Origin of the sequence: Herbiconiux sp., assembly GCF_023264895.1 — a bacterium.
Taxonomy (GTDB): Bacteria; Actinomycetota; Actinomycetes; order Actinomycetales; family Microbacteriaceae; genus Herbiconiux.
Genome location: NZ_JAHFUY010000024.1, coordinates 1 through 22,319, shown reverse-complemented (window position 1 = coordinate 22,319; position 22,319 = coordinate 1). Strand labels below are relative to the sequence as shown.

Annotated in this window: 20 protein-coding genes; 14 read left to right on the top strand and 6 right to left on the bottom strand. The window is 69.6% G+C overall.

What is annotated here, in order from left to right; translation table 11 throughout:
* The first annotated feature begins 10 nt into the window (after positions 1-10).
* The 4 genes from Q0D57_RS05045 (at position 11) to Q0D57_RS05030 (ending at position 4,278) form a co-directional block, all read left to right on the top strand.
* Entirely contained in the window at positions 11-742 is a 732-nt protein-coding gene (locus Q0D57_RS05045; protein ID WP_291039216.1) for an AAA family ATPase, read from the top strand.
* A gap of 91 nt (positions 743-833) precedes the next feature.
* A complete protein-coding gene (gene clpX / locus Q0D57_RS05040; RefSeq protein WP_291039212.1) occupies positions 834-2,111 on the top strand; it encodes an ATP-dependent Clp protease ATP-binding subunit ClpX in 1,278 nt (425 codons plus the stop codon).
* A gap of 2 nt (positions 2,112-2,113) precedes the next feature.
* Positions 2,114-3,292, top strand: a complete 1,179-nt coding sequence (locus Q0D57_RS05035) for a benzoate/H(+) symporter BenE family transporter (RefSeq protein WP_291039443.1) — start codon at positions 2,114-2,116, stop codon at positions 3,290-3,292.
* Positions 3,293-3,297: 5 nt separating this feature from the next.
* Positions 3,298-4,278: an aldo/keto reductase gene (locus Q0D57_RS05030; protein WP_291039208.1), complete on the top strand. Its 981-nt coding sequence runs from the start codon at positions 3,298-3,300 to the stop codon at positions 4,276-4,278.
* Positions 4,279-4,298: 20 nt separating this feature from the next.
* Here the strand turns inward: Q0D57_RS05030 and Q0D57_RS05025 are convergent, their stop codons facing one another.
* The 4 genes from Q0D57_RS05025 to Q0D57_RS05010 form a co-directional block, all read right to left on the bottom strand.
* Positions 4,299-4,541: a hypothetical protein gene (locus Q0D57_RS05025; protein ID WP_291039205.1), complete on the bottom strand. Its 243-nt coding sequence runs from the start codon at positions 4,539-4,541 to the stop codon at positions 4,299-4,301.
* The gene (locus Q0D57_RS05020; protein WP_291039202.1) at positions 4,541-5,005 is read right to left on the bottom strand and encodes a GNAT family N-acetyltransferase; all 465 of its coding nucleotides are present in this window, start codon (positions 5,003-5,005) and stop codon (positions 4,541-4,543) included. Before Q0D57_RS05020 ends, Q0D57_RS05025 begins: the two co-directional genes overlap by 1 nt.
* On the bottom strand, positions 5,002-7,620 hold the full coding sequence (gene valS, locus Q0D57_RS05015; protein WP_291039199.1) for a valine--tRNA ligase: 2,619 nt from the start codon (positions 7,618-7,620) through the stop codon (positions 5,002-5,004). The genes Q0D57_RS05020 and valS overlap by 4 nt, the downstream gene beginning before the upstream one ends.
* Before the next feature lie 132 nt (positions 7,621-7,752).
* A complete protein-coding gene (locus tag Q0D57_RS05010) occupies positions 7,753-9,597 on the bottom strand; it encodes a phosphoenolpyruvate carboxykinase (GTP) (protein ID WP_291039196.1) in 1,845 nt (614 codons plus the stop codon).
* A gap of 112 nt (positions 9,598-9,709) precedes the next feature.
* Here Q0D57_RS05010 and Q0D57_RS05005 point away from each other — a divergent pair, with 112 nt between their 5' ends.
* Complete coding sequence (locus Q0D57_RS05005) at positions 9,710-11,149, top strand: helix-turn-helix transcriptional regulator (protein ID WP_291039193.1); 1,440 nt, start codon at positions 9,710-9,712, stop codon at positions 11,147-11,149.
* A gap of 7 nt (positions 11,150-11,156) precedes the next feature.
* Here Q0D57_RS05005 and Q0D57_RS05000 read toward each other — a convergent pair whose 3' ends face one another.
* Complete coding sequence (locus tag Q0D57_RS05000) at positions 11,157-12,191, bottom strand: phosphatase domain-containing protein (protein ID WP_291039190.1); 1,035 nt, start codon at positions 12,189-12,191, stop codon at positions 11,157-11,159.
* Positions 12,192-12,263: 72 nt separating this feature from the next.
* On the opposite strand from Q0D57_RS05000, the gene Q0D57_RS04995 reads away from it, so the two are divergent.
* From Q0D57_RS04995 to Q0D57_RS04975, 5 genes are all read left to right on the top strand, one after another.
* Positions 12,264-12,914, top strand: a complete 651-nt coding sequence (locus tag Q0D57_RS04995) for a TetR/AcrR family transcriptional regulator (protein ID WP_291039186.1) — start codon at positions 12,264-12,266, stop codon at positions 12,912-12,914.
* Positions 12,915-13,038: 124 nt separating this feature from the next.
* Positions 13,039-13,851 carry an ATP-binding cassette domain-containing protein gene (locus Q0D57_RS04990; RefSeq protein WP_291039182.1) on the top strand — a complete coding sequence of 271 codons (813 nt, stop codon included), beginning with the start codon at positions 13,039-13,041 and terminating at the stop codon, positions 13,849-13,851.
* Positions 13,848-14,543 carry an ABC transporter permease gene (locus Q0D57_RS04985; protein ID WP_291039179.1) on the top strand — a complete coding sequence of 232 codons (696 nt, stop codon included), beginning with the start codon at positions 13,848-13,850 and terminating at the stop codon, positions 14,541-14,543. Before Q0D57_RS04990 ends, Q0D57_RS04985 begins: the two co-directional genes overlap by 4 nt.
* A gap of 26 nt (positions 14,544-14,569) precedes the next feature.
* Complete coding sequence (locus tag Q0D57_RS04980) at positions 14,570-15,277, top strand: ABC transporter permease subunit (RefSeq protein ID WP_291039437.1); 708 nt, start codon at positions 14,570-14,572, stop codon at positions 15,275-15,277.
* A 5-nt stretch (positions 15,278-15,282) separates the two neighbouring features.
* Entirely contained in the window at positions 15,283-16,218 is a 936-nt protein-coding gene (locus Q0D57_RS04975) for an ABC transporter substrate-binding protein (protein ID WP_291039176.1), read from the top strand.
* 13 nt (positions 16,219-16,231) lie between these two features.
* Here the strand turns inward: Q0D57_RS04975 and Q0D57_RS04970 are convergent, their stop codons facing one another.
* Positions 16,232-16,912, bottom strand: a complete 681-nt coding sequence (locus tag Q0D57_RS04970) for a DedA family protein (protein ID WP_291039173.1) — start codon at positions 16,910-16,912, stop codon at positions 16,232-16,234.
* Between the two features lie 151 nt (positions 16,913-17,063).
* On the opposite strand from Q0D57_RS04970, the gene Q0D57_RS04965 reads away from it, so the two are divergent.
* The 4 genes from Q0D57_RS04965 to Q0D57_RS04950 all read left to right on the top strand — a co-directional run.
* Positions 17,064-18,476 (top strand): cytochrome ubiquinol oxidase subunit I, encoded by a 1,413-nt coding sequence (locus tag Q0D57_RS04965; protein ID WP_291039166.1) that lies wholly within the window; start codon positions 17,064-17,066, stop codon positions 18,474-18,476.
* Positions 18,477-18,485: 9 nt separating this feature from the next.
* Positions 18,486-19,493, top strand: coding sequence for a cytochrome d ubiquinol oxidase subunit II (cydB, locus tag Q0D57_RS04960; protein ID WP_291039163.1), 1,008 nt, complete (start codon positions 18,486-18,488; stop codon positions 19,491-19,493).
* 4 nt (positions 19,494-19,497) lie between these two features.
* Positions 19,498-21,231 (top strand): thiol reductant ABC exporter subunit CydD, encoded by a 1,734-nt coding sequence (cydD, locus tag Q0D57_RS04955; protein WP_291039160.1) that lies wholly within the window; start codon positions 19,498-19,500, stop codon positions 21,229-21,231.
* Positions 21,228-22,319: ABC transporter transmembrane domain-containing protein (locus Q0D57_RS04950; RefSeq protein WP_291039157.1), on the top strand; the 1,092-nt coding region annotated here is incomplete at its 3' end. The genes cydD and Q0D57_RS04950, both read left to right, overlap by 4 nt.

The window sequence follows — 22,319 nt, the reverse complement described above, 5'->3', positions numbered from 1 at the left end:
CCGCACCGACATGGGCGACCAGGACTGGTTGCACGACAGCCGGGCCATCCGCGAGATCTCCTTCTTCGCGGATGCCCCGGCTGTCGCCGGTTCGTGGCCCATGACGGTCCCCGCGGTCGCGCAGCTCGGCCGCGGGCTCGAGCTGCCCGCCGGCGTCACGTTCCTGGTGGGCGAGAACGGCAGCGGCAAGTCGACGGTGCTCGAGGGCATCGCCATGGCCTTCGGCTTCCCCGCCGAGGGCGGCAGCCGCAACGGCGGTGCCGCCACGCGCTCGAGCGAGTCGCCGCTGGGGGAGTGGCTGAAGCTCCGGCGCGGCCTGGTGTCACCGAAGTGGGGCTTCTTCCTCCGCGCCGAGACCATGCACGGCTACTACAGCTACCTCGAGTCGCTCGGCTACCAGGACGCCGATCTGCACGAGATGAGTCACGGCGAGTCATTCCTCGCCCTGCTCGAGCGCAAGATCGACTCGCCGGGCTTCTTCTGTCTCGACGAGCCGGAGGCGGCCCTGTCGTTCCAGTCGACGCTGCGCTACATGGCCCAGCTCGACTCCCTCGCGAAGGCGGGCGCGCAGATCGTCTGCGCCACGCACTCGCCAGTGCTGGCGTCGCTCCCGGGCGCCACGATCCTCGAGCTCGGGGAGTGGGGCATCCGCGAGACCACGTGGGAGCAGCTCGAGATCGTGCAGCACTGGCGGAGCTTCCTCGAGGCTCCGGGCCGCTACCTGCGCCACCTTCTCGAGTGACGACGGGTGTCGGCCCAATCCTGCGTGGTTGTCGAGCAGTGTCGGGCGTTCGGGTTAGGCTCGTGAGAAGACAGCGTTTAGGAGGCTGGGCATGGCACGCATAGGTGAGAGCGCCGATCTGCTCAAGTGCTCGTTCTGCGGAAAGAGCCAGAAGCAGGTGCAGCAGCTCATCGCCGGGCCCGGCGTCTACATCTGCGACGAGTGCGTCGAGCTCTGCAACGAGATCATCGAGGAGCGTCTCTCCGAGGCCAGCGAAGAAGCGGCCGGCGAGTTCGAGCTCCCGAAGCCCAAAGAGATCTACTCCTTCCTCGAGGAGTACGTCATCGGTCAGGATGCCGCGAAGCGCGCCCTGAGCGTGGCCGTCTACAACCACTACAAGCGCACGAAGGCCCGCACGGCCATCGTCTCGGCCGAGGCGCAGGCCTCCGAGGTCGAGATCGCCAAGAGCAACATCCTGCTCATCGGCCCCACCGGCTGCGGCAAGACCTATCTGGCGCAGACCCTGGCGAAGCGGCTCAACGTGCCGTTCGCGGTGGCGGATGCGACGGCGCTCACCGAGGCCGGCTACGTCGGCGAAGACGTCGAGAACATCCTGCTGAAACTCATCCAGGCCGCCGACTACGACGTGAAGCGCGCCGAGACCGGCATCATCTACATCGACGAGGTCGACAAGATCGCCCGCAAGGCCGAGAACCCGTCGATCACGCGCGACGTGTCGGGCGAGGGCGTGCAGCAGGCGCTGCTGAAGATCCTCGAGGGCACCGTGGCGAGCGTGCCGCCGCAGGGCGGGCGCAAGCACCCGCACCAGGAGTTCATCCAGATCGACACCACGAACGTGCTCTTCATCGTGGCGGGCGCCTTCTCGGGGCTCGAGGAGATCATCTCCCAGCGTGCGGGCCGTCGCGGCATCGGCTTCAACTCCCCGCTCTACAGCAAGAAGGCCGAAGCCAACCTCTTCGGCGAGGTGCTGCCGGAAGACCTGCACAAGTTCGGCCTCATCCCCGAGTTCATCGGCCGTCTCCCCGTGGTCACCACGGTCACCCCGCTCGACCAGGCCGCGCTCATGCAGATCCTCACGGAGCCGCGCAACGCCCTCGTGCGCCAGTACCAGCGCATGTTCGAGCTCGACGGTGTGGAGCTCGAGTTCGAGACCGACGCCCTCGAGGCCATCGCCGATCTCGCGGTGCTCCGCCAGACCGGTGCTCGCGGCCTCCGCGCCATCATGGAGGAGGTGCTCGGCCCCATCATGTTCGAGGTGCCCTCCACCGACGAGGTGGCAGGCGTGATCGTCACCCGCGAGGCCGTGCTCGAGAACGCAGCTCCCACGATCGTGCCGCGCAAGGCACGTCGCGAGGAGAAGTCGGCCTAGCCATCATCCAGCCGATCTCGGCGGGGATCGTCTCCGCCCTCACCGGGTTCGCCAGTTCGTTCGTGCTGGTCGTCGCGGGCCTCAGGGCCGTCGGGGCCAGCGAGCAGCAGGCCTCGAGCGGCCTGCTCGCGGTGTGCGTCATCAGCGGACTGTGCTGCATCCTGCTCGCGTGGCGGTTCCGGATGCCGATCTCGTTCGCGTGGTCGACTCCCGGAGCGGCCCTCCTCGTCGCCGCGGCCGCCACCACCGACGACTTCGGCGCGGCGGTGGGCGCGTTCCTCGTCTGCGGCACGCTCATCCTCCTCTGCGGGCTGTGGCCGGCGCTCGGCCGCGCCATCACGCGCATCCCGAAGCCGCTCGCGAGCGCGATGCTCGCCGGCATCCTGTTCCCCATCTGTCTCGCGCCCATCACGGCGGCGGTCGAGATCCCGTGGCTCGCGCTGCCGGTCATCCTCACCTGGCTCGTGCTCTTCCGGTCCGCCCCGCGCTGGGCGGTGCCGGCCGCCATGGTCGTGGCGCTCGTGGGCATCGGCGTGAGTGCGGGCCCGAACGCGCTCACCGGCGCGAGCCTGCTGCCGCAGGTCACGTTCGTGGTGCCGCAGTTCGACCCGCTCGTGATCGTGAGCCTCGGGCTGCCGCTCTTCATCGTCACGATGGCGGGGCAGAACGTGCCGGGCTTCGCCGTGATGTCGACCTTCGGCTACACGGTGCCGCCTCGGCCGGCACTCCTGGCCTCGGGCCTCGGCACGATGGCGGGCTCGTTCTTCGGCGGGCACCCGGTCAACCTCGCCGCGATCACGGCGGCGCTCATGGCCGGTCCCGACTCGCATCCCGACAAGTCGAAGCGGTGGGTCGCGACCGTCACCTCCGGCATCCTGTTCATCGTGCTGGGCCTGGCGGCGGGCGTCGCCACGGCGCTCATCTCGGCCGCCCCTCCCGTGCTCATCACCGCCGTGGCCGGGCTGGCTCTGCTCGGGGCGCTCGTCACCGCCGTCGTCTCGGCGCTGGAGGACCCGGCCCATCGCATCCCGGCCATCGCCACGTTCCTCGTCACCGCCTCCGGCATCGTCATCGTCAGCATCGGCTCCGCCTTCTGGGGTCTGCTGGTGGGCGGCGTCGTCATGCTCTGGAGCGCCTTCCCCGGGCGCCGGAGCACTCCCCGCACCGTCGCGAAAGGATGAACACCATGGAACCCGTCCGTCTGGGCCGCTCAGGCCTGAAGATCTCGCCCGTGGTCCTCGGCTGCATGAGCTACGGCGAGCCCCTCCGCGGGCCGCACTCGTGGACCATGCCCGAGGCCGAGTCCCGGCCCTTCTTCGAGCGCGCGCTCGAGGCCGGCATCACGACCTTCGACACCGCCGACATGTACTCCGACGGCACGAGCGAGGAGATCGTGGGCCGTGTGCTCGGCGAGATCGCGCAGCGCGAAGAGATCGAGATCGCCACGAAGGTGTTCTTCCCCTCGCGCCCCTCGGCCAACGGGGGCGGGCTCTCGCGCCGGCACATCCTCACCGCGATCGACGACAGTCTGCGCCGACTCGGAACGGACTACGTCGACCTCTACCAGATCCACCGGTTCGACCCGGAGACGCCGGTGGAGGAGACGATGGAGGCGCTGCACGACGTCGTGAAGTCGGGCAAGGCGCGCTACATCGGGGCCTCGTCGATGTGGGCGTGGCAGTTCGCCACGATGCAGCACGCGGCCGACCTCGGGGGCTGGACGAGGTTCGTCTCGATGCAGGACCAGTACAACCTGCTTCAGCGCGAGGAGGAGCGGGAGATGCACCCGTATGCCCTCGACCAGGGCGTGGGCGTGCTGCCCTGGAGCCCACTCGCCCGCGGCCGCCTCGCCCGCCCCTGGGGCGAGGAGACGTCGCGCACCGGCACCGACCTCGTGACCCAGTCGATGTACAACCAGGCCGAAGACGCCGACCGCGCCATCACCGAGGCGGTCGCCCAGGTGGCCGAGGCCCGTGGCATCCCACGCGCCCAGGTGGCCCTCGCCTGGGCGCGCCAGCAGCCGGCGGTCACGTCCCCCATCGTCGGCGCCACGAAACCCCACCACATCGACGACGCGGTAGCCAGCGTCGCCCTCACCCTCACCCCCGACGAGCTCGCGTCCCTAGAGTCCCCCTACACCCCCCGAAACCCCGAGGGCTTCGAGTAGGGGAGGGCAGACCCCGGTTTTCAGGAACCGGGGGTGACGACCGCCGCGTCGTTCTCCGCGTCGTACTCCACCACGGTCTCGTCGTCGAGCTCGACGACGGGCCGCCCCTCGAGCCACGTCAGCGTCCAGCTCCAGTCGGAGGCGTCGACGCCCTGTTCGGCGAGCTCGCCCTCGACCTCGTAGATCGCGTCGATCACGGCCTGCGGGAGCCTGGAGGGCGGCTCGTCGCCGACGAGCCAGCGGGTGCCGAGCTGGATCATCATCAGAGCGCCTTGTCGTAGGTGACCCACTTGGTCTTCTCGGCGACCTGGTCGTAGAGGGCGCGGGCGGCCTCGTTGTCCTTCGCCGTGATCCAGCGCAGGATGGTGGCCTTGCGGGCGCGCCCCACGTCGGCCACGCCCTCGATCAGGGCCCGGCCGACTCCGTGCTTGCGGGCCTCGGGCAGCACGAAGAGGTCGTCGATGTAGATGCCCTTCGAGCCGTCGAGCGGGCGGCTGAACGAGCGGTAGTGGGCGACCCCCACGAGGGAGCCCTCCTCGTCGACGGCCACGAGGCACTCGAGCTCGTGCGCGTCGTCGATGATCCAGCTCCACACGAGCACGGCCTTCTTGTCGTGCAGCGGCGTCTCGTAGAACTCGCCGTAGCCCGTGTACACCGCGTGCCAGGGGAAGAACTCTCCCGCCGCCACCGGTCTGACCTCGATCGGCATCGTCGCCTCCTGGCTCATGCTGTCGCCTCCGGCTTGTCCTCGGGCGCTAGAACTACATCCTGCACCACGAGCTCGTCGCCCGTGGCGAACGACAGCCCGGCGATCCGGCCCACCGCCTGCAGGTCGGCGGCGGCGAGCTCGAGCAGTGCGATCTCCTCGCCGGGGCCGGCGATCACCGCGGTCCCGACCGGGGTCTTCTGCGAGGCCTTGGCGTCGGTCTTGGCGCGACGGATGCCCACGAGGGCCCGCGAGGCCAGCGGCAAGAGCCCGGCGTGCTGCGGCAGCTCGGCGACCACGCCCGAGGGCAGGGCCGACGAGACCGTCGTGGGCCACGCGGCGGTGTGCACCGAGCCGTCGTGGGTCCACGACCAGACCTCCTCGGTGGCGAAGGGCAGGTAGGGCGCGAACAGGCGCAGCAGCACGTCGACCGCGGCCTGCAGCGCGAGCACGGCCGAGGCCTTGCCGGCCGGGTCGGACTCGGCGCGGTAGGCGCGCTCCTTGACGAGCTCGAGGTAGTCGTCGCAGAAGGTCCAGAAGAACGTCTCCGCGACCTCGAGGGCGCGTGCGTGGTCGTACTTGTCGAGCGCGGCGGTCGCGGTGCGCACCACGTCGTCGAGCTCGGTGAGCATGCTCACGTCGAGCGCCTCCGAGACGGTCGAGTGCCCCTCGGGCAGCTCGAAGCCGTAGACGAACTTCGCCGCGTTCAGGATCTTGATGGCCAGTCGCCGCCCGATCTTGATCTGGGTGGGGTTCTTCTCGTCGAAGGCCGCGTCGGTGCCGAGGCGCGACGAGGCGGCCCAGTAGCGCACCGCATCCGAGCCGTGGCTGGCCAGGATGTCGGCGGGTGTGACGACGTTGCCCTTCGACTTCGACATCTTCTTGCGGTCGGGGTCGACGATGAAGCCGGAGAGCGCGGCGTGAGCCCAGGGCTTCTCGTTCGTCTCGAGCGTCGAGCGCAGCATGGTGGAGAAGAGCCAGGTGCGGATGATGTCCTGCCCCTGGGGCCGCAGGTCGAACGGGAACACGGTCTCCCAGAGCTCCTGATCGCGCTCCCAGCCGCCCGCGAGCTGCGGGGTGAGCGAGGAGGTCGCCCAGGTGTCCATGACGTCGACCTCGCCCTGGAAGCCGCCGGGCACTCCCCGCTGCGACTCGTCGTAGCCGGGTGCGGCATCCGAGGAGGGATCGACGGGCAGGATGTCCTGGGTCGCCACGATCGGCCGGTCGAACACGGGGTTGCCGTCGCCGTCGAGCGGGTACCAGACGGGCAGGGGCACGCCGAAGAAGCGCTGGCGCGAGATGAGCCAGTCGCCGGTGAGCCCGCCCACCCAGTTCTCGTAGCGCACCCGCATGAAGTCGGGGTGCCACTCGAGTTCGGCGCCGAGCTCGAGCAGGCGCGCGCGCAGCTCCTCGTCGCGGGCGCCGTTCCGGATGTACCACTGGCGGGTCGACACGATCTCGAGGGGCCGGTCGCCCTTCTCGAAGAACTTCACGGGGTGGGTGATGGGCTTGGGCTCGCCGATCAGCTCGCCGGTGCCCCTCAGCAGCTCCACCACGGCCTGCTTGGCCGAGAAGACGGTCTTGCCGGCGAGCTGCGCGTACGCCTCGCGTCCGGCCTCGGAGGTGATCGCACCCGGAGCCTCGCTCACCACGCGGCCGTCGAAGCCGATGATCGCGCGGTTGGGCAGGTCGAGGTCGCGCCACCAGATCACGTCGTTGAGGTCGCCGAAGGTGCAGACCATGGCGATGCCCGAGCCCTTGTCGGGCTGGGCGAGGTGGTGGGCCACCACGGGCACCTCGACGCCGAACACGGGGGTCGTGACGGTGGTGCCGAACAGCGCCTTGTAGCGCTCGTCGTCCGGATGCGCCACGAGCGCCACGCAGGCGGGGAGCAGCTCCGGCCGGGTCGTCTCGATGAAGACGGGGGAGCCGTCGGCGCCGTGGAACTCGAGCCGGTGGTAGGCGCCCGGCTGCTCCTTGTCCTCGAGCTCGGCCTGGGCCACCGCGGTGCGGAACGTCACGTCCCAGAGCGTGGGCGCCATGGCCTGGTAGGCCTCGCCGCGCTCGATGTTGCGGAGGAAGGCGAGCTGGGAGGCGGCCTGGGACTCCCGCGAGATGGTGCGGTAGGTCTGGGTCCAGTCGACCGAGAGGCCGAGGTCGCGCCAGAGCGACTCGAACTGCTTCTCGTCCTCGACCGTGAGCACCTCGCAGAGCTCGATGAAGTTGCGGCGCGAGATGGGGATCTGGTCGGCGGCCTTCGACGACTTGTTGTCGCCGCCCTCGAACGGCGGCGTGAAGTCGGGGTCGTAGGGGAGCGTGGGGTCGCAGCGCACGCCGTAGTAGTTCTGCACCCGGCGCTCGGTCGGCAGGCCGTTGTCGTCCCAGCCGATGGGGTAGAACACGCGCTTGCCCGTCATGCGCTGGTAGCGGGCGATCACATCCGTGTGCGTGTAGGAGAAGACGTGCCCGATGTGCAGCGATCCGGAGGCGGTGGGCGGCGGGGTGTCGATCGAGTAGACCGTCTCGCGGGTGGCGCCGTCGCGCGGGAAGAGGTAGGTGCCCTTCTCCGTCCACTCGGCGTCCCACTTGGCTTCGAGGCCTTCAAGGGCGGGCTTGTCGGGCACGTGCGCGGTCATGGGACCTCCAGGTATGGGCGGCACCGTGTCAGTGGTGAGGTGCCTCGATGCGTCTCACCAGAATACAGTTCGGCAGGATGCCGAACGGCCGCCACCCGGTGGGCGACGGCCGTTCTGGTCGGGCAGAGCGCGTCAGCGGATGTTCGACCGCAGCGTCGAGAGCTCGCGCTGCAGGCGGTCGGGGACCGCGGATCCGCTGCCCTCGGAGAGCTCGTCGAAGTAGCGGGCGACCTCGTCGACCTCGCGGTTCCAGGCCGGCCGGTCGACCGCGAGGATGGCCTGCAGCTGCTCGTAGGGCAGGTCGAGGCCGTCGACGTTGAAGTCGCGCACCTTGGGCAGCTTGCCGATGGGCGTCTCGACCACCTCGACGTCGCCCTCGAGCCGGCGCACGATCCACTCGAGCACACGTGCGTTCTCGGAGAAGCCGGGCCAGATGAACTTCCCGTCCGCGTCCTTCCGGAACCAGTTGACCGAGAACACCGGGGGAGCGTCGTCGCCGAGCGAGTCGCCGATCTCGAGCCAGTGGGCGAAGTAGTCGGTGATGTTGTAGCCGCAGAACGGCAGCATCGCGAACGGGTCGTGGCGGAGGCGCCCCACGGCGCCCTCGGCGGCCGCGGTGGTCTCAGAGGCCATTGTGGCCCCCATGAACACGCCGTGGGTCCAGTCGCGGGCCTGGGAGACGAGCGGAACCGTGGAGGGCCGGCGTCCGCCGAAGAGGATCGCGTCGATCTGCACGCCGTCCGGGGAGTCCCAGTCAGAGGCGATCGAGGGGCACTGGTCGGCCGTCACCGTGAAGCGCGAGTTCGGGTGCGCCGCGGGCGTCGACGACGCGGGGGTCCAGTCGTTGCCCTGCCAGTCGATGAGGTGCGCGGGCGCCTTCGGGGTGAGGCCCTCCCACCAGATGTCGCCGTCGTCGCGGAGCGCGACGTTGGTGAAGATCGAGTTGCCCCACACGGTGTCGACCGCGGTGGGGTTCGTCGTGATGCCCGTGCCCGGAGCCACACCGAAGAAGCCGCGCTCGGGGTTGATGGCCCGGAGCTTGCCGTCGGGGCCCTGACGCATCCAGGCGATGTCGTCGCCGATGGTCTCGACCTTCCAGCCCGGGATCGACGGGTTCAGCATGGCGAGGTTCGTCTTGCCGCACGCCGAGGGGAACGCGGCGGCCACGTGGTAGACCTTGCCGGCGGGCGAGGTGATCTTGATGATGAGCATGTGCTCGGCGAGCCAGCCCTCGTCGCGGGCCATGACGCTCGCGATGCGCAGGGCGAAGCACTTCTTGCCGAGCAGGGCGTTTCCGCCGTAGCCGGAGCCGAACGACCAGATCTCGCGCGTCTCGGGGAAGTGGCTGATGTACTTCGTGGGGTTGTGCGGCCAGGCCACGTCGTCGCGGCGGGTGCCGTCGGCGTCGACGAGGGGCGCTCCGACCGAGTGCACGGCGGGCACCCAGGGGGTCTCCTCCTCGATCAGGTCGAGGGCGGCCTTGCCCATGCGGGTCATCAGCTGCATGCTGATGACGACGTAGGGGGAGTCGGTGACCTGCACGCCGAGCTGCGAGATCGGCCCGCCGAGGGGGCCCATCGAGAAGGGCACGACGTACATCGTGCGGCCGCGCATGCTGCCGGCGAAGAGGGTGTCGAGCTCCTCGCGCATGGCGAAGGGGCTCTTCCAGTTGTTGGTGGGGCCGGCATCCGCCTCGCGCTCGGAGCAGATGAACGTGCGGTCCTCGACGCGCGCCACGTCGGCCGGGTCGCTGCGGGCGAGGAAGCTGTTGGGGCGCCACTCGGGGTTCAGCCGGATGAGGGTGCCCTGGGCGACCATCATCTTGGTGAGGTCGTCCCACTCGCGGGTCGAGCCGTCGCACCAGACCACGCTGTCGGGCTTCGTGAGCCGCGCGATGTCGCGCACCCACTCGTTGACCGCACTGTTGCGGCTGGGACCGTCGATATCGACCATGCTGCTCGTCTCGAGGATGCTCATCTGTGACCTTCTTCTCATCAACTGCGGGTCTGTTCTTCTACTATTCGCGATATTTCGGCTCGATCCGCGGTACTTTGATGTAAAGATCGGCACTTCTTGACAAGGAGACAAAATGGACGAGGCGAGCGACCTCATCACGCTGGGGCGGCGCATCCGGCACCATCGAAAGCTCCACGGGCTCACGCTCGACCAGCTCGGTGCGAAGGTGGGGGTCGTGGGCAGCCAGCTCTCGCTGATCGAGAACGGCCGGCGCGAGCCCAAGCTGTCTCTCCTGCAGGCGATCAGCGCCCAGCTCGGGGTGCCCGTGCCCGACCTCCTCAGCGCTGAGGCCCCGGATGCGCGAACGGCTCTCGAGATCGAGCTCGCGAAGGCGCAGCAGAGCCCGCTCTACGCCTCGCTCGGCCTGCCCGCGGTGCCGCCGAGTCGCTCGTTGCCGCTCGAGACCCTCGAGTCGCTCGTGGGCCTCCACCGGGAGCTGCGCCGCCGGGCGAGCGAGTCGATCGCCACCCCCGAGGAGGCTCGCCGTGCCAACACGGAGAACCGCCTCGCGATGCGCACGAGGAGCAACCATCTGCCGGATCTCGAGCGGCTGGCCGAGGAGACGCTCGCGACCGTGGGCCACACCTCGGGGGCGCTCACCCACCGCAGCGTCTCGCTCCTGGCCGAGAAGCTCGGCTTCACCCTGATCTACGTCGACGACCTACCGCACTCGGCCCGCTCGGTCACCGACCTCGCCAACGGCCGCATCTACCTGCCGCCGGCCTCCATCCCCGGAGGCCACGGCCTGCGGTCGATGGCGCTGCAGGCGATGGCGCACCGCCTGCTCGGGCACACGCCGCCCTCGAGCTACGCCGAGTTCCTGCAGCAGCGGCTCGAGATCAACTACTTCGCCGCCGCCTGCCTCATGCCCGAGACGGCCTCCGCCGCCTTCCTGCAGGCGGCCAAGCAGCGCAAGGACCTCTCGGTGGAGGACTTCCGTGACGCCTTCGGCGTGACCCACGAGGCCGCGGCTCTGCGCCTGACGAACCTGTCGACCGTGCACCTGGACATGCAGGTGCACTTCCTGCGCGTGGGGGAGGACGGCGCCATCTACAAGGCCTACGAGAACGACGGCCTGCCGCTCCCCGTCGACGTCACCGGGGCCGTGGAGGGACAGCTGGTGTGCCGCAAGTGGGCGGCCCGCGGTGCGCTCGGCCGAACCAACCGCACGACGGAGTTCTACCAGTACACCGACACCCCGGCCGGCACCTTCTGGTGCGCCACCCAGACCGGCAAGACCGACGCGGGGGAGTTCTCGATCTCGTTCGGCGTGCCGTTCGCCGACGCGAAGTGGTTCCGGGGCCGCGACACCCAGATGCGCCAGCGCTCCTACTGCCCCGACGAGTCGTGCTGCCGGAAGCCGGCCAGCGACCTCGCCGAGCGCTGGGGCGACGCGGCCTGGCCGAGTGCCAAGCTGCATGCCCACATCCTGTCGCCGCTGCCCTCGGGCAAGTTCCCGGGGGTCGACGAGAACGAGGTGTTCCAGTTCCTCGAGGCGCATTCGGCCAGTTGACGCGCGGCTAGAGGGCCTTGAGCTTGTCCGCCAGGCCGGCGCCGTCGGGGGCGTAGACCTTGGGGGTGCCGGGGGCGGCGGCGGCCTGCTCCGACTTCGAGCGGCCACCCGCGAGCACGGCCTCGCTCGGCGAGAGCTGGCGGATGGCGATCGCCCGCACGCTCTCGGGGTGCTCGAGCGCGAACTCCCCGTAGATCTCCTCGTCGTGCTGACCGTCGTCGCCGATCAGCACCCAGCGGATGTCGGGGAACTCCTTGGCGAGCCGCCGGAGGTTCGTCTCCTTGTGCTCGCGCCCGCTGCGGAAGAAGCGGTCGTGCGTGGGGCCCCAGTCGGTGAGGAGGAGGGGACCGCGCGGGTAGAGGTTGCGGCCGAGGAACCGGGTGAGCGTGGGCGCGACGTTCCAGGCGCCCGTCGAGAGGTAGATGAAGGGCGACCCCGGATGATCGGCCGTGAGGCGCTCGAGGAAGACGGCCATGCCGGGGGTCGGGGTGCGGGCGTGCTCGTCGAGCACGAACGTGTTCCAGAACGCCAGGAAGGGGCGGGGCAGCGCCGTCACCATCACGGTGTCGTCGATGTCGCACACGACGCCGAACGAGGTGTCGGGGTCGACGATGAAGACGGGGGCCTCGACGGCATCCGAGTCGTGCGTGCGCATCGTGATGGTGTGCCAACCCGGCTCGAGCTCGACATCCACCGAGGTGTCGACCACGCCGCCTCGATCGGCACGAACGGTGCGCACGGTGCCCTCGATCTCGATGGTCACCTCGATGTCGCCGACCGGCACGCTCGTGAAGCTGCGCCAGCCCCGCACGCGCTCCTCGCGCCGCTGCATGGAACGAGAGGACTCGCCCTCGCGAGGCGGCTTCGTGAGGAGCACACGGCCGAGCACCCGGATCCGCTCGGTCGAGCCGTACCCGGCGTAGGGAATGACCGTCGGCAGGTGCCCCCAGCGCCTGACCACCTTCTCCCGGAAGTCGTGGATCGCGTCGTCGATACGGGCGGCACGGTGCAGCCGTGATGCCGCGGCTGGTTTCTTGGGCACGCCCCCAGTCTGTCACGATGCGGGAGCCCAACTACACTGGGGGTCTGGGAACTGCGGAAGGAACGGTCTGAAGTGACATTCAACGATCTCATCAGCGGTGCGATGACGTCGACCGGCCAGGTGCGCAACGAACCCGTGCAGGCCAGGAGCAGCGAGCGCATCGACGCCCTGCTCGACGCGGCGTCGGCCGTCGTGGCCGAGGTCGGCATCGAGCGCCTCACCACCGCCATGGTGGCCGAGCGGGCCGGTGCGTCCATCGGCACCGTCTACCGCTACTTCCCCGACCGCATCGCCGTGCTGGCGGCCATGAGCCTCCGCGGCTTCGAGCGGTTCCTCCGCAAGAGCGTCGAGAAGCTCGAGGAGCATCCCCCCGCGACGGTCGACGACGTCTTCTCCGCCCTCATCGACGCGGGAGTGCAGATGCACCGCGATGAGCCGGGCTTCACGTCCATCCGGCTGGGCGACCAGATCGCCCTCCCCGCCGTCGACGGCGGCACCGCGGCCTCGGCGCGCATCGCGGCCTCGCTCGCCACCATCGTCTCCGCCGAGCTCGGTGTGGCCGACGACGGGTCGCTCGCCGGCCGCTTCGACATCGCGCTCACCGTGCTCGACGCGCTGCTCGTGCGGGCGTTCGTGATCGACTCCTCGGGAGACGAGCAGGCGATCGCCGCCTGCCGGACCGTGGTGGCCGGCTACCTCGCCGAGGCGCCGATCGCCGCCTGACGGACCTCCTGATCCTCACGATTGTGTGACGTCTTCTGACGTGAGGGTTTGCGTTTGCCCGAAGTGATGTTTGGGTAGGGCGAAGGGCCGCATCCCGCGACCCGACGACTGATAGGGCCCCGCGATGATCGAGTTCCGATCGGTGACGAAGCAGTTCCCCGACGGGACGGTGGCGGTCGACTCCTTCGATCTCGTCATACCGCCCCGCAAGACCACGGTGCTCGTGGGCTCCTCCGGCTGCGGCAAGACCACGCTGCTCCGCATGATCAACCGGATGATCGACCCGTCCTCCGGCAGCATCCTCATCGACGGCGAGGACACCGGATCGCTCGAGCCCGTGAAGCTCCGGCGACGGATCGGCTACGTCATGCAGAACTCGGGCCTGATGCCGCACCGCAAGGTCATCGACAACGTGGCCACCGTGCCGATCCTGAGCGGCGTGCCGAAGAAGAAGGCGCGCGACGACGCGATGGCGCTCCTCGACACCGTGGGCCTCGACCGCTCCCTCGCCCTGAAGTATCCGCGCCAGCTCTCCGGCGGTCAGCAGCAGCGTGTGGGCGTGGCGCGCGGGCTCGCCGCCGACCCCAACATCCTGCTCATGGACGAGCCGTTCGGTGCCGTCGACCCGATCGTGCGGGCGGAGCTGCAGCAGGAGACGATCCGGCTGCAGGACGGCCTCGGCAAGACCGTCGTGTTCGTGACCCACGACATCGACGAGGCGTTCCTGCTCGGCCACCAGGTCGTCATCCTGCAGAAGGGCGGACACATTGCCCAGGTAGGCACACCGGCCGAGATCCTCGCCCACCCGGCCAACGACTTCGTGGCCTCGTTCGTGGGCGCCGACAGGGGCAAGCGGGCTCTCCGCATCCAGCGCGTCGGCGACCGCGACGTGGTGGTCGATGAGAACGGCACGCCCACGGGGGTCCTCCAGCCGTGAACTGGGTCTCCTCCAACCTCGACCTGGTCTGGGAGCTGACGCTCGCGCACATCGCGCTGAGCGTTCCTCCGATCGTGGTCGGCTTCCTCCTCTCGGTGCCGATCGGCTGGATCGCCAACCGCTTCCGGCTGACGCGCGGCACCATCCTCGTGGTGCTGGGGCTGCTCTACACGATCCCGTCGCTGCCGCTGTTCATCTTCATGCCCCTCATCCTCGGCACGCCGCTGCTCTCCTCGCTCAACGTCAGCGTCGCGCTCACGATCTACGCCGTCGCCCTCATGGTGCGCACGGCCGCCGACGGGCTCGCCTCGGTCGACAAGGACGTGCTCCAGGCCGCGAGCGCCATGGGGTACTCCGGCTGGCAGCGGTTCTGGCGGGTCGAGCTGCCCTTGTCGGGCCCCGTGCTGCTCGCCGGGCTCCGCGTGGTGTCGGCGAGCACGGTGAGCCTCGCCACCATCGGTTCGGTCGTGGGGGTCACGAGCCTCGGCTACCTCTTCATCAACGGCTTCCAGCGCAACATCCCGGCCGAGGTGGTGAGCGGCATCGTGGCGGTGCTCCTCATCGCCGTCGTGTTCGACCTGCTGCTCGTGCTGCTCGGCAGGGTCACCCTCCCGTGGAGCCGCCGTGAGCGCACGGGCAGCCCGCGCTCGGCCAGGCAGCGCACCGCCCTCCTCGCGGGAGGCGTGTCGTGAACCTCCTCCTCGACGGGATCGCCTGGATCCTGGATCCCGCCAACCAGACCGGCCCGTCAGGCTGGTTCGCCCGTCTCGGCGAGCAGCTCGCCTACACGTTCGGGGCCGTGGCGATCGCCGCGCTGATCGCCGTTCCGCTCGGCTACCTCGTCGGCCACACCGGCCGAGGCCGTGACATCGCGGTCTCGCTGTCCGGCGGGTTCCGTGCCCTGCCGAGCCTGGGTGTGCTGATCCTGCTGGGGCTCGGCCTCGGCATCGGGTTCAAGGCACCGCTGCTCACCTTCGTCGTCCTCGCCGTCCCGCCCATCCTCGCCGGCGCGTACGCCGGCTTCGAGGCCGTCGACCGCCGGACCATCGACGCGGCGAGGGCCGTGGGCATGACCGAGTCGCAGGTCATCCGCAAGGTCGAGGTGCCGCTCGGCCTTCCGCTCCTGATCGGCGGGCTCCGCTCGGCCGTGCTGCAGGTCGTGGCCACCGCGACGCTCGCCGCCTACGTGAGCGGCGGTGCGCTCGGCGCCTTCATCTTCGCGGGTGTGGCGACCAGGGACTACGCCCAGACTCTCGGTGCGTCGATCCTCGTGACCACGCTCGCGCTGGTCCTCGAGGGAATCTTCGCGCTGCTGCAGAAGTTGGTCGTTCCACGCGGCGTCGTCGCGAAGGAGCTGAAAGACGTCCGTGCGCGGTCATCCCGAACGCGTGCGGTGATGGGGACTCCCATCCGAGAAGGGAAATGAATCACATGTTCACAGCAATCAAGAAAGGCCGGCTCCTCACTGGGCTAGTCGCGGTCGGCGCTGTGGTGGCGCTGGCAGGGTGTGCGTCGGGCGATCCGCTCGACACCTCGTCGACATCCGGCGGAGACGCCGCCGAGGGTGGCGCGATCGTCATCGGCTCGCAGGCCTACTACTCCAACGAGATCATCGCCGAGATCTACGCCCAGGCGCTCGAGGCGAACGACATCGAGGTGGAGCGCCAGTTCAACATCGGCCAGCGCGACGCCTACCTGCCGGCGCTCGAGTCGGGCGAGGTGCAGCTGTTCCCGGAGTACACCGGCAACCTGCTGCAGTACTACGACCCCGAGACCACCGCCAAGACGAGCGACGACGTCTACTCGGCGCTCGCCGGAGCCCTCCCCGAGGGCCTCGAGGTGCTCGACCAGGCGCCCGCGACCGACCAGGACTCCTACAACGTCACCAAGGAGTTCTCCGAGTCGAACGGCGTCACGAGCCTCAGCGACCTCGCCTCGGTCACGACCCCGCTCACGCTCGGCGGCAACTCCGAGCTGCAGACCCGCCCCTACGGCCCCGAGGGACTCCTCGCGACCTACGGCGTGACCGTCGGCTTCACTCCCATCGAGGACTCGGGCGGACCGCTGACGCTGCAGGCTCTGAAGGACAACCAGGTGCAGCTCGTCAACATCTACTCGGCTGACCCGAACATCGCGGCCGCCGGGCTCGTGACGCTCGAGGACCCGGAGGGACTGTTCCTCGCCTCGAACGTCGTGCCGCTCATCAACACCGACGCCGCGACCCCCGAGGTCTCCGACGTCATCAACAAGGTCAGCGCGGCGCTCACCGCCGAAGACCTGGTCGAGCTCAACTCGCAGAGCCAGAACGACCAGGAGTCGGCCGACACCATCGCGAAGAACTGGCTGGAGAAGGTCGCGCTCTTCTAAGAGCGGATCCCTCCTAGCGGGCCCCGTCCTCCTCCGCCTCGGCGGCGGCGGGCGGGGCCTCTTCCATGTGCCGGCGCTCGAGCCGCTGCAGCACCTTCTTGACCACGAAGACCAGGACGCCGAAGAGCACGATCACGCCCACGAAGACGTAGCCGGCCCAGTGCAGCTCCTTCGAGAGCTCCCGGTAGCCGCCCGCGGCGAAGGTGCCGACGGAGACGTACGCGAAGGCCCAGATGACGCACGCGGGCACGGTCCAGGCCATGAAACGCCGGTAGCGCATGGGGCTCATGCCCACCGTGAGCGGGATGAGCGAGTGCAGCACCGGCAGGAAGCGCGACAGGAACACGGCGATGCCGCCGCGCCGCGCGAGGTAGTTCTCGGCCTTCACCCAGTTCTTCTCGCCGACGCGACGGCCGAGCCTTGACGCGCGGAGCCTCGGCCCGAAGAACCGGCCGAGGGCGAAGCCGATGCTCTCGCCGGAGAGGGCTCCGATGATCACCACGGCCACGAGACACATGTATTCAAGTGGTGTCGACACGCCTGTCGACGCCACGATGACCACGGTGTCTCCCGGCACGATCAGCCCGACGAGCACGCTCGTCTCGAGCAGGATCGCGACTCCGGCCAAAAGAGTCCTGACCAGGGGATCCACCGACGAGACGGTATCCAGGAGCCAGGACAGCGCCTCGTTCATGGATGTATTCCACAGAGCATGCAGCAAACCCTATCGTGGGCTGTATGAGATTCCCTGAATGGGCGGAATGCTTGTATACAAGCAGGTAGCATGGAGGTGTCGCACACCCCCGCGATGGCAGCGTGGCCCCGTTTCCCACAAGGAGTTCCGCGTGAACGAGTTCCTCGATCCTCTGCTGCTGTCACGGTGGCAGTTCGGTCTCACCACCATCTACCACTTCCTCTTCGTGCCCCTCACGATCGGGCTCGTCACGACGGTCGCGATCTTCCAGACCGCGTGGGTGCGCACCGGGTCGCTGAAGTACCTGCAGCTCACGCGCTTCTTCGGCAAGATCTTCCTCATCAACTTTGCGATGGGCGTTGTCACGGGCATCGTGCAGGAGTTCCAGTTCGGCATGAACTGGAGCGACTACTCGCGCTTCGTCGGCGACGTCTTCGGCGCACCGCTCGCGCTCGAGGGGCTCCTCGCATTCTTCCTCGAGGCCACGTTCATCGGGCTGTGGATCTTCGGCTGGGACAAGCTGCCCAAGAAGCTGCACCTCGCGAGCATCTGGGCTGCCACGGTGGGCAGCATCCTCTCGGCCTACTTCATCATCGCCGCGAACTCGTTCATGCAGAACCCGGTCGCCTTCCGCATCAACGAGGAGAAGGGCCGCGCAGAGCTCACGAACATCTGGGAGCTGCTCACCAACAAGGTCGCGCTCGCCGCGTTCCCGCACACGATCTTCGCCTGCTTCATGGTCACGGCCGGCCTCATCATCGCCACGGCCGCCTGGCACCTCTACCGCAACCAGCACCTCGAGACCATGCGCCCGGCGCTGAAGTTCGGGCTCTGGATGATGGTGGGCGCGGGTGCGCTGACCGTGCTCACGGGCGACCAGCTCGGCCTCGCGATGGTCGAGACGCAGCCCATGAAGATGGCGGCCGCCGAGGCGCTCTACCACACGGCCACGGGGGCGAACGCGTCGTTCTCGGTCTTCACGCTCGGCACGCCCGACGGTGTGCACGAGCTGTTCTCGATCCGCATCCCGTACCTGCTGTCGTTCCTCTCGACGCACACCTTCGACGGCACGGTCGAGGGCATCAACAACCTGCAGGAGCAGTACGTGCAGCTCTACGGCCCCGGCGACTACTCGCCGACCATCTGGATCACCTACTGGTCGTTCCGCTGGATGATCGGGCTCGGCATGTCGCACGTGCTCATCGCGGTCGCGGGCCTCTGGCTCACCCGCCGCGGCCGCTCGCCGCGCTGGCGCTGGATGTGGCGGGTGGCGGTGTGGGCGTTCCCGCTCTCGCTCGGCGCCATGATCGTGGGCTGGATCTTCACCGAGATGGGCCGGCAGCCCTGGATCGTGTTCGGTCTTCTGAAGACCCAGGATGCGGTGTCGCCCGGCGTCACCGGTGTCGAGGTCCTGATCTCGCTGATCGCCTTCACCCTCATCTACGGCACGCTCGCCGTGGTCGAGTTCAAGCTCATCAAGAAGGCCATCCAGAAGGGCCCGGATGACGCACCCGAGGAGGACCCGGAGACGGGGAAGCTCCAGCACACGGCCACGGTCTACTAGGAGACGCTCATGGACCTCCCCACCCTCTGGTTCTTCATCGTCGGCTTCCTCTTCGTCGGCTACTTCGTGCTCGACGGCTTCGACTTCGGCGTGGGCATGTCGCTGCCCTTCCTCAGCAAGGACGACACAGACCGGCGCGTGCTCATCAACACGATCGGCCCGGTCTGGGATCTCAACGAGACCTGGGTGATCGTGGCGGGCGCCTCGCTGTTCGCCGCGTTCCCCGAGTGGTACGCGACGCTGTTCAGCGGGTTCTACCTGCCGCTCCTGCTCATCCTGCTCGCGCTCATCCTCCGGGGAGTCTCGTTCGAGTACCGGCACCAGCGGCCCGAGAGGGTCTGGAAGGCGCGCTTCGACCGGATGATCGTGGTCGGCTCGGCCGTGCCCGCGTTCCTCTGGGGCGTGGCGTTCGCCAACATCGTGGCGGGCGTGCCGCTCGACGCGAACCACGACTACATCGGCACCTTCTTCGGGCTGCTGAACCCGTACGCGCTCCTCGGCGGGCTCACGACGCTGCTGCTGTTCTTCACGCACGGCGTGGTGTTCGTGGCGCTCAAGACCGACGGCGAGATCCGGGGCCGTGCACGCCGGCTCGCGGTGCGGGCCGGGGCGCTCACGATCGTGGTCGCCGCGTCGTTCCTCGTCTGGACCTCGGTGGCGTTCGGCACGCCGGCGTCGATCCTGCTCTCGGCGGGCGCCGCTGTGGTGCTGGTCGGCTCGTTCCTGGCCAACCTCCGCGGCCGCGAGCGACTGGCGTTCGGCCTCATGGCCGCCACGATCGGGCTCGCGGTGCTGAGCCTGTTCCTCGCCCTGTTCCCGGGCGTCATGCCCGCCTCGAACGATCCCGCGAACAGCCTCACCATCGTCAACGCGTCGTCGTCGCAGTACACGCTCGAGATCATGAGCTGGGTCGCGCTGATCTTCCTGCCGCTCATCCTCGCCTACCAGGGCTGGACCTACTGGATCTTCCGCAAGCGCGTGACGCGCGAGCAGATCCCCGTCGAGGCCGCACACTAGTACGGTGCGACCCGTCGATCCCAGGCTCCTGAAGTACGCCGCCTCCGCTCGCGCGTTCTTCGTGGCCGGTGGCCTCCTGGCCGTGCTGCAGACGGCGGCGGTGGTCGGGTTCGCCTACCTCGTGACGCAGCTGATCGTGCAGGCGATCGACGGCGCACCGTTGTCGTCGCTCGTGCCGCTCCTCGTGGCCCTCGCGGTCGTGGTCGCGGTGCGGTTCGTCGTGAACTGGATCGCCGACGTGAACGCGGCGCGCGGAGCCGCCGTGGTCAAGAGCGAGCTGCGGCAGCGCGTGGTCGGGGCGGTCTCGGCCCTCGGGCCGGGCTGGCTGGGCGGTCGGAGCGCCACGGCGGTGGGGGTCACGGTGGGCCCGGGGCTCGATCTGCTCGACACCTACTTCTCCAAGTACCTGCCCCAGCTCATCCTCACGGCCGTCGCGACGCCCGTCATCGTGGTCGTCATCTGGTGGCAGGACTGGATCTCGGGGCTGACCATCGCGCTCACGCTCCCGCTCATCCCGGTGTTCATGATCCTCATCGGGTGGGCCACGCGCGCGGTGCAGCAGAGGCAGTGGGAGAAGCTCTCGCGGCTGTCGACCGCCTTCCTCGACGTGGTGGGCGGGCTCTCAACGCTCAAGATCTACGGCCGCCAGGAGCGGCAGTCGGCGCGCATCCGCGCCGTCACCGAGGACTACCGCGGCCAGACCATGAAGGTGCTCCGGGTGTCGTTCCTCAGCGGCTTCGCGCTCGAGCTCGCGGCGAGCCTGTCGGTGGCACTCGTGGCGGTGTCGATCGGCATCCGGCTGATCGAGGGCGGGCTCGGGCTCGGCGTCGGGCTGTTCGTGCTGCTGCTCGCGCCGGAGGCGTTCCTGCCCATCCGGAACGTGGGGGCGCAGTTCCATGCCGCGGCCGATGGGGTGGCGGCGTCGACCGAGGTGTTCGAGATCCTGGATGCGGGGGCCGGGGTGGGTGCGAGCGCTGCGGCGGTAACCGGTGCCGGCGCGGGGGCGGTGACCGGTGCGGCCGAGCGGCTCTCGGCGTCGGTCGCTGTCGCTGGTTCTGCGTCGGGCGACGGGCTCGTGCTCGACGGGCTCGTGCTCGACGGGCTCGGGGTCCGCTACGGCGACGACGTCGTGCTCTCCGGGCTCCACGCACGGTTCGAGGCGGGGGCTGTGACGGCGGTGACGGGGCCGAGCGGCAGCGGCAAGTCGTCGCTCGTGGCCGCGCTCGTGGGCTTCGTGCCTGCCGACGGCCGCATCCTCGTCGACGGGGTCGACGCATCCGGTGCCCCTGCGCCCCGTGGGTGGATCGCGTGGGCGGGGCAGCGTTCGACCCTCGTCTCCGGGAGCGTGCTCGGCAACGTGGCGCTCGGCGACGATGCGCCCGACGCCTCGCTAGCCCGAGAGTCGCTCGACCTCGCTGGTGCCGTCGACGTCGATCTGGCGGTGGCGATCGACGCGCGCGGTGAGGGGCTCTCGGGCGGTCAGGCCCAGCGGGTCGCGAGTTCGCGCGCCGTCTACCGTGCGCGGCGGCTCGACTGCCGGGTCGTGGTCTTCGACGAGCCGACGTCGGCGCTGGACGCCGAGACGGAGCAGGCGTTCATCCGGTGCCTGCGGGCGCTCGCCGACGAGGGGCGGGTCGTGGTGGTGGTGAGCCACCGGCGGCCGGTGATCGCGGCGGCCGATGCGGTTCTGGCGCTCGCCGGGGCATCCGCCCTGCATGTTCGGGCAGGGCGCTCATGAGGCGCGCGGAGGTGCTGCGACTCGCGCAGCCACGGCTGCGGCGGTTCCTGCCGGGAATCGTGTTCGGGCTGCTGAGTGCGCTCTGCGCCGTGGGGCTCCTCGCCACCTCGGCCTACCTCATCACGCGGGCGGCCGAGCAGCCGCCCATCCTCTACCTCTCGATGGCCATGGTCGGGGTGCGGGCGTTCGCGCTCGGTCGCGCCGCGTTCCGCTACGTGGAGCGCCTTTTCGCCCACGACGCCGCATTCGCGACGCTGCCCGACCTGCGGGTCGGTGTCTACGAGCGTCTCGTCCCCGTGTCGCCCGACGGTCTGGGCCGGAGCCGCAGGGGCGACCTCCTCAGCCGCCTCGTCTCGGATGTCGACGAGCAGCAGAACCTGCCGCTCCGAGTCGTGTCACCGCTCGTGGTCTCGGGGCTCACGGCCGGGGCGGCGGTCGTGGTGGTGTGGCTGCTGCTCCCCGCGGCCGGTCTCGTGCTGCTGCTCGGACTCGCGCTCGCCGCGGTGCTCGGCACCCTCGTCAACGCGGCGGTGTCGGGGCGCCAGGAGCGAGCGGTCGCGGGCCTTCGCGGCGACTACCAGGCCGAGCTCGCCGACCACCTCGAGAACCTCGACGTGCTCGTGGCCTACGGGGCCGACGCCGCCCACCGCGAGCAGCTCGCCCGCCGCGACGAGACCCTCACCCGCGCGCTCGTGCGCCGTGCGGCCGGTTCGAGCGTCACGGCCGCGCTCGTGGCCTCGGTCTCGGGAATCGTGACGGTCGTCTCCCTCGCGGTCGGCATCCCGCAGCTCGGAACGGGAGGTTTTGAGGGCCCGGCGCTCGCCGTGATCGCCCTCGTGCCGCTCGCGGTCTTCGAGGTCTTCGCCATGGTGCCCCTCGCCCTCGGAGCCTGGCGCCAGGTGGCGGCCAGCGCCACCCGCATCGCCGAGGTCGTCCCCGACGAGGTGCCCCGCGGCATCCCGGTCGATGCCACGGCCCCGGACGCCTCCACCTCGGGCGGTCCCGCCGCCAGCGCTGCCTCCACCTCGGCCGGTCCCACCGCGCCCGCGGCCTCCACCACCACCTCCGCCGTCGCGGGCGCACGGGTG

Coding starts and splice junctions, on each gene's coding strand:
- Q0D57_RS05045 (WP_291039216.1), top strand. CDS start 11: ATGGGCGACCAGGACTGGTTGCACGACAGCCGGGCCATCCGCGAGATC.
- clpX (WP_291039212.1), top strand. CDS start 834: ATGGCACGCATAGGTGAGAGCGCCGATCTGCTCAAGTGCTCGTTCTGC.
- Q0D57_RS05030 (WP_291039208.1), top strand. CDS start 3,298: ATGGAACCCGTCCGTCTGGGCCGCTCAGGCCTGAAGATCTCGCCCGTG.
- Q0D57_RS05025 (WP_291039205.1), bottom strand. CDS start 4,541: ATGATGATCCAGCTCGGCACCCGCTGGCTCGTCGGCGACGAGCCGCCC.
- Q0D57_RS05020 (WP_291039202.1), bottom strand. CDS start 5,005: ATGAGCCAGGAGGCGACGATGCCGATCGAGGTCAGACCGGTGGCGGCG.
- valS (WP_291039199.1), bottom strand. CDS start 7,620: ATGACCGCGCACGTGCCCGACAAGCCCGCCCTTGAAGGCCTCGAAGCC.
- Q0D57_RS05010 (WP_291039196.1), bottom strand. CDS start 9,597: ATGAGCATCCTCGAGACGAGCAGCATGGTCGATATCGACGGTCCCAGC.
- Q0D57_RS05005 (WP_291039193.1), top strand. CDS start 9,710: ATGGACGAGGCGAGCGACCTCATCACGCTGGGGCGGCGCATCCGGCAC.
- Q0D57_RS04990 (WP_291039182.1), top strand. CDS start 13,039: ATGATCGAGTTCCGATCGGTGACGAAGCAGTTCCCCGACGGGACGGTG.
- Q0D57_RS04975 (WP_291039176.1), top strand. CDS start 15,283: ATGTTCACAGCAATCAAGAAAGGCCGGCTCCTCACTGGGCTAGTCGCG.
- Q0D57_RS04970 (WP_291039173.1), bottom strand. CDS start 16,912: ATGAACGAGGCGCTGTCCTGGCTCCTGGATACCGTCTCGTCGGTGGAT.
- cydB (WP_291039163.1), top strand. CDS start 18,486: ATGGACCTCCCCACCCTCTGGTTCTTCATCGTCGGCTTCCTCTTCGTC.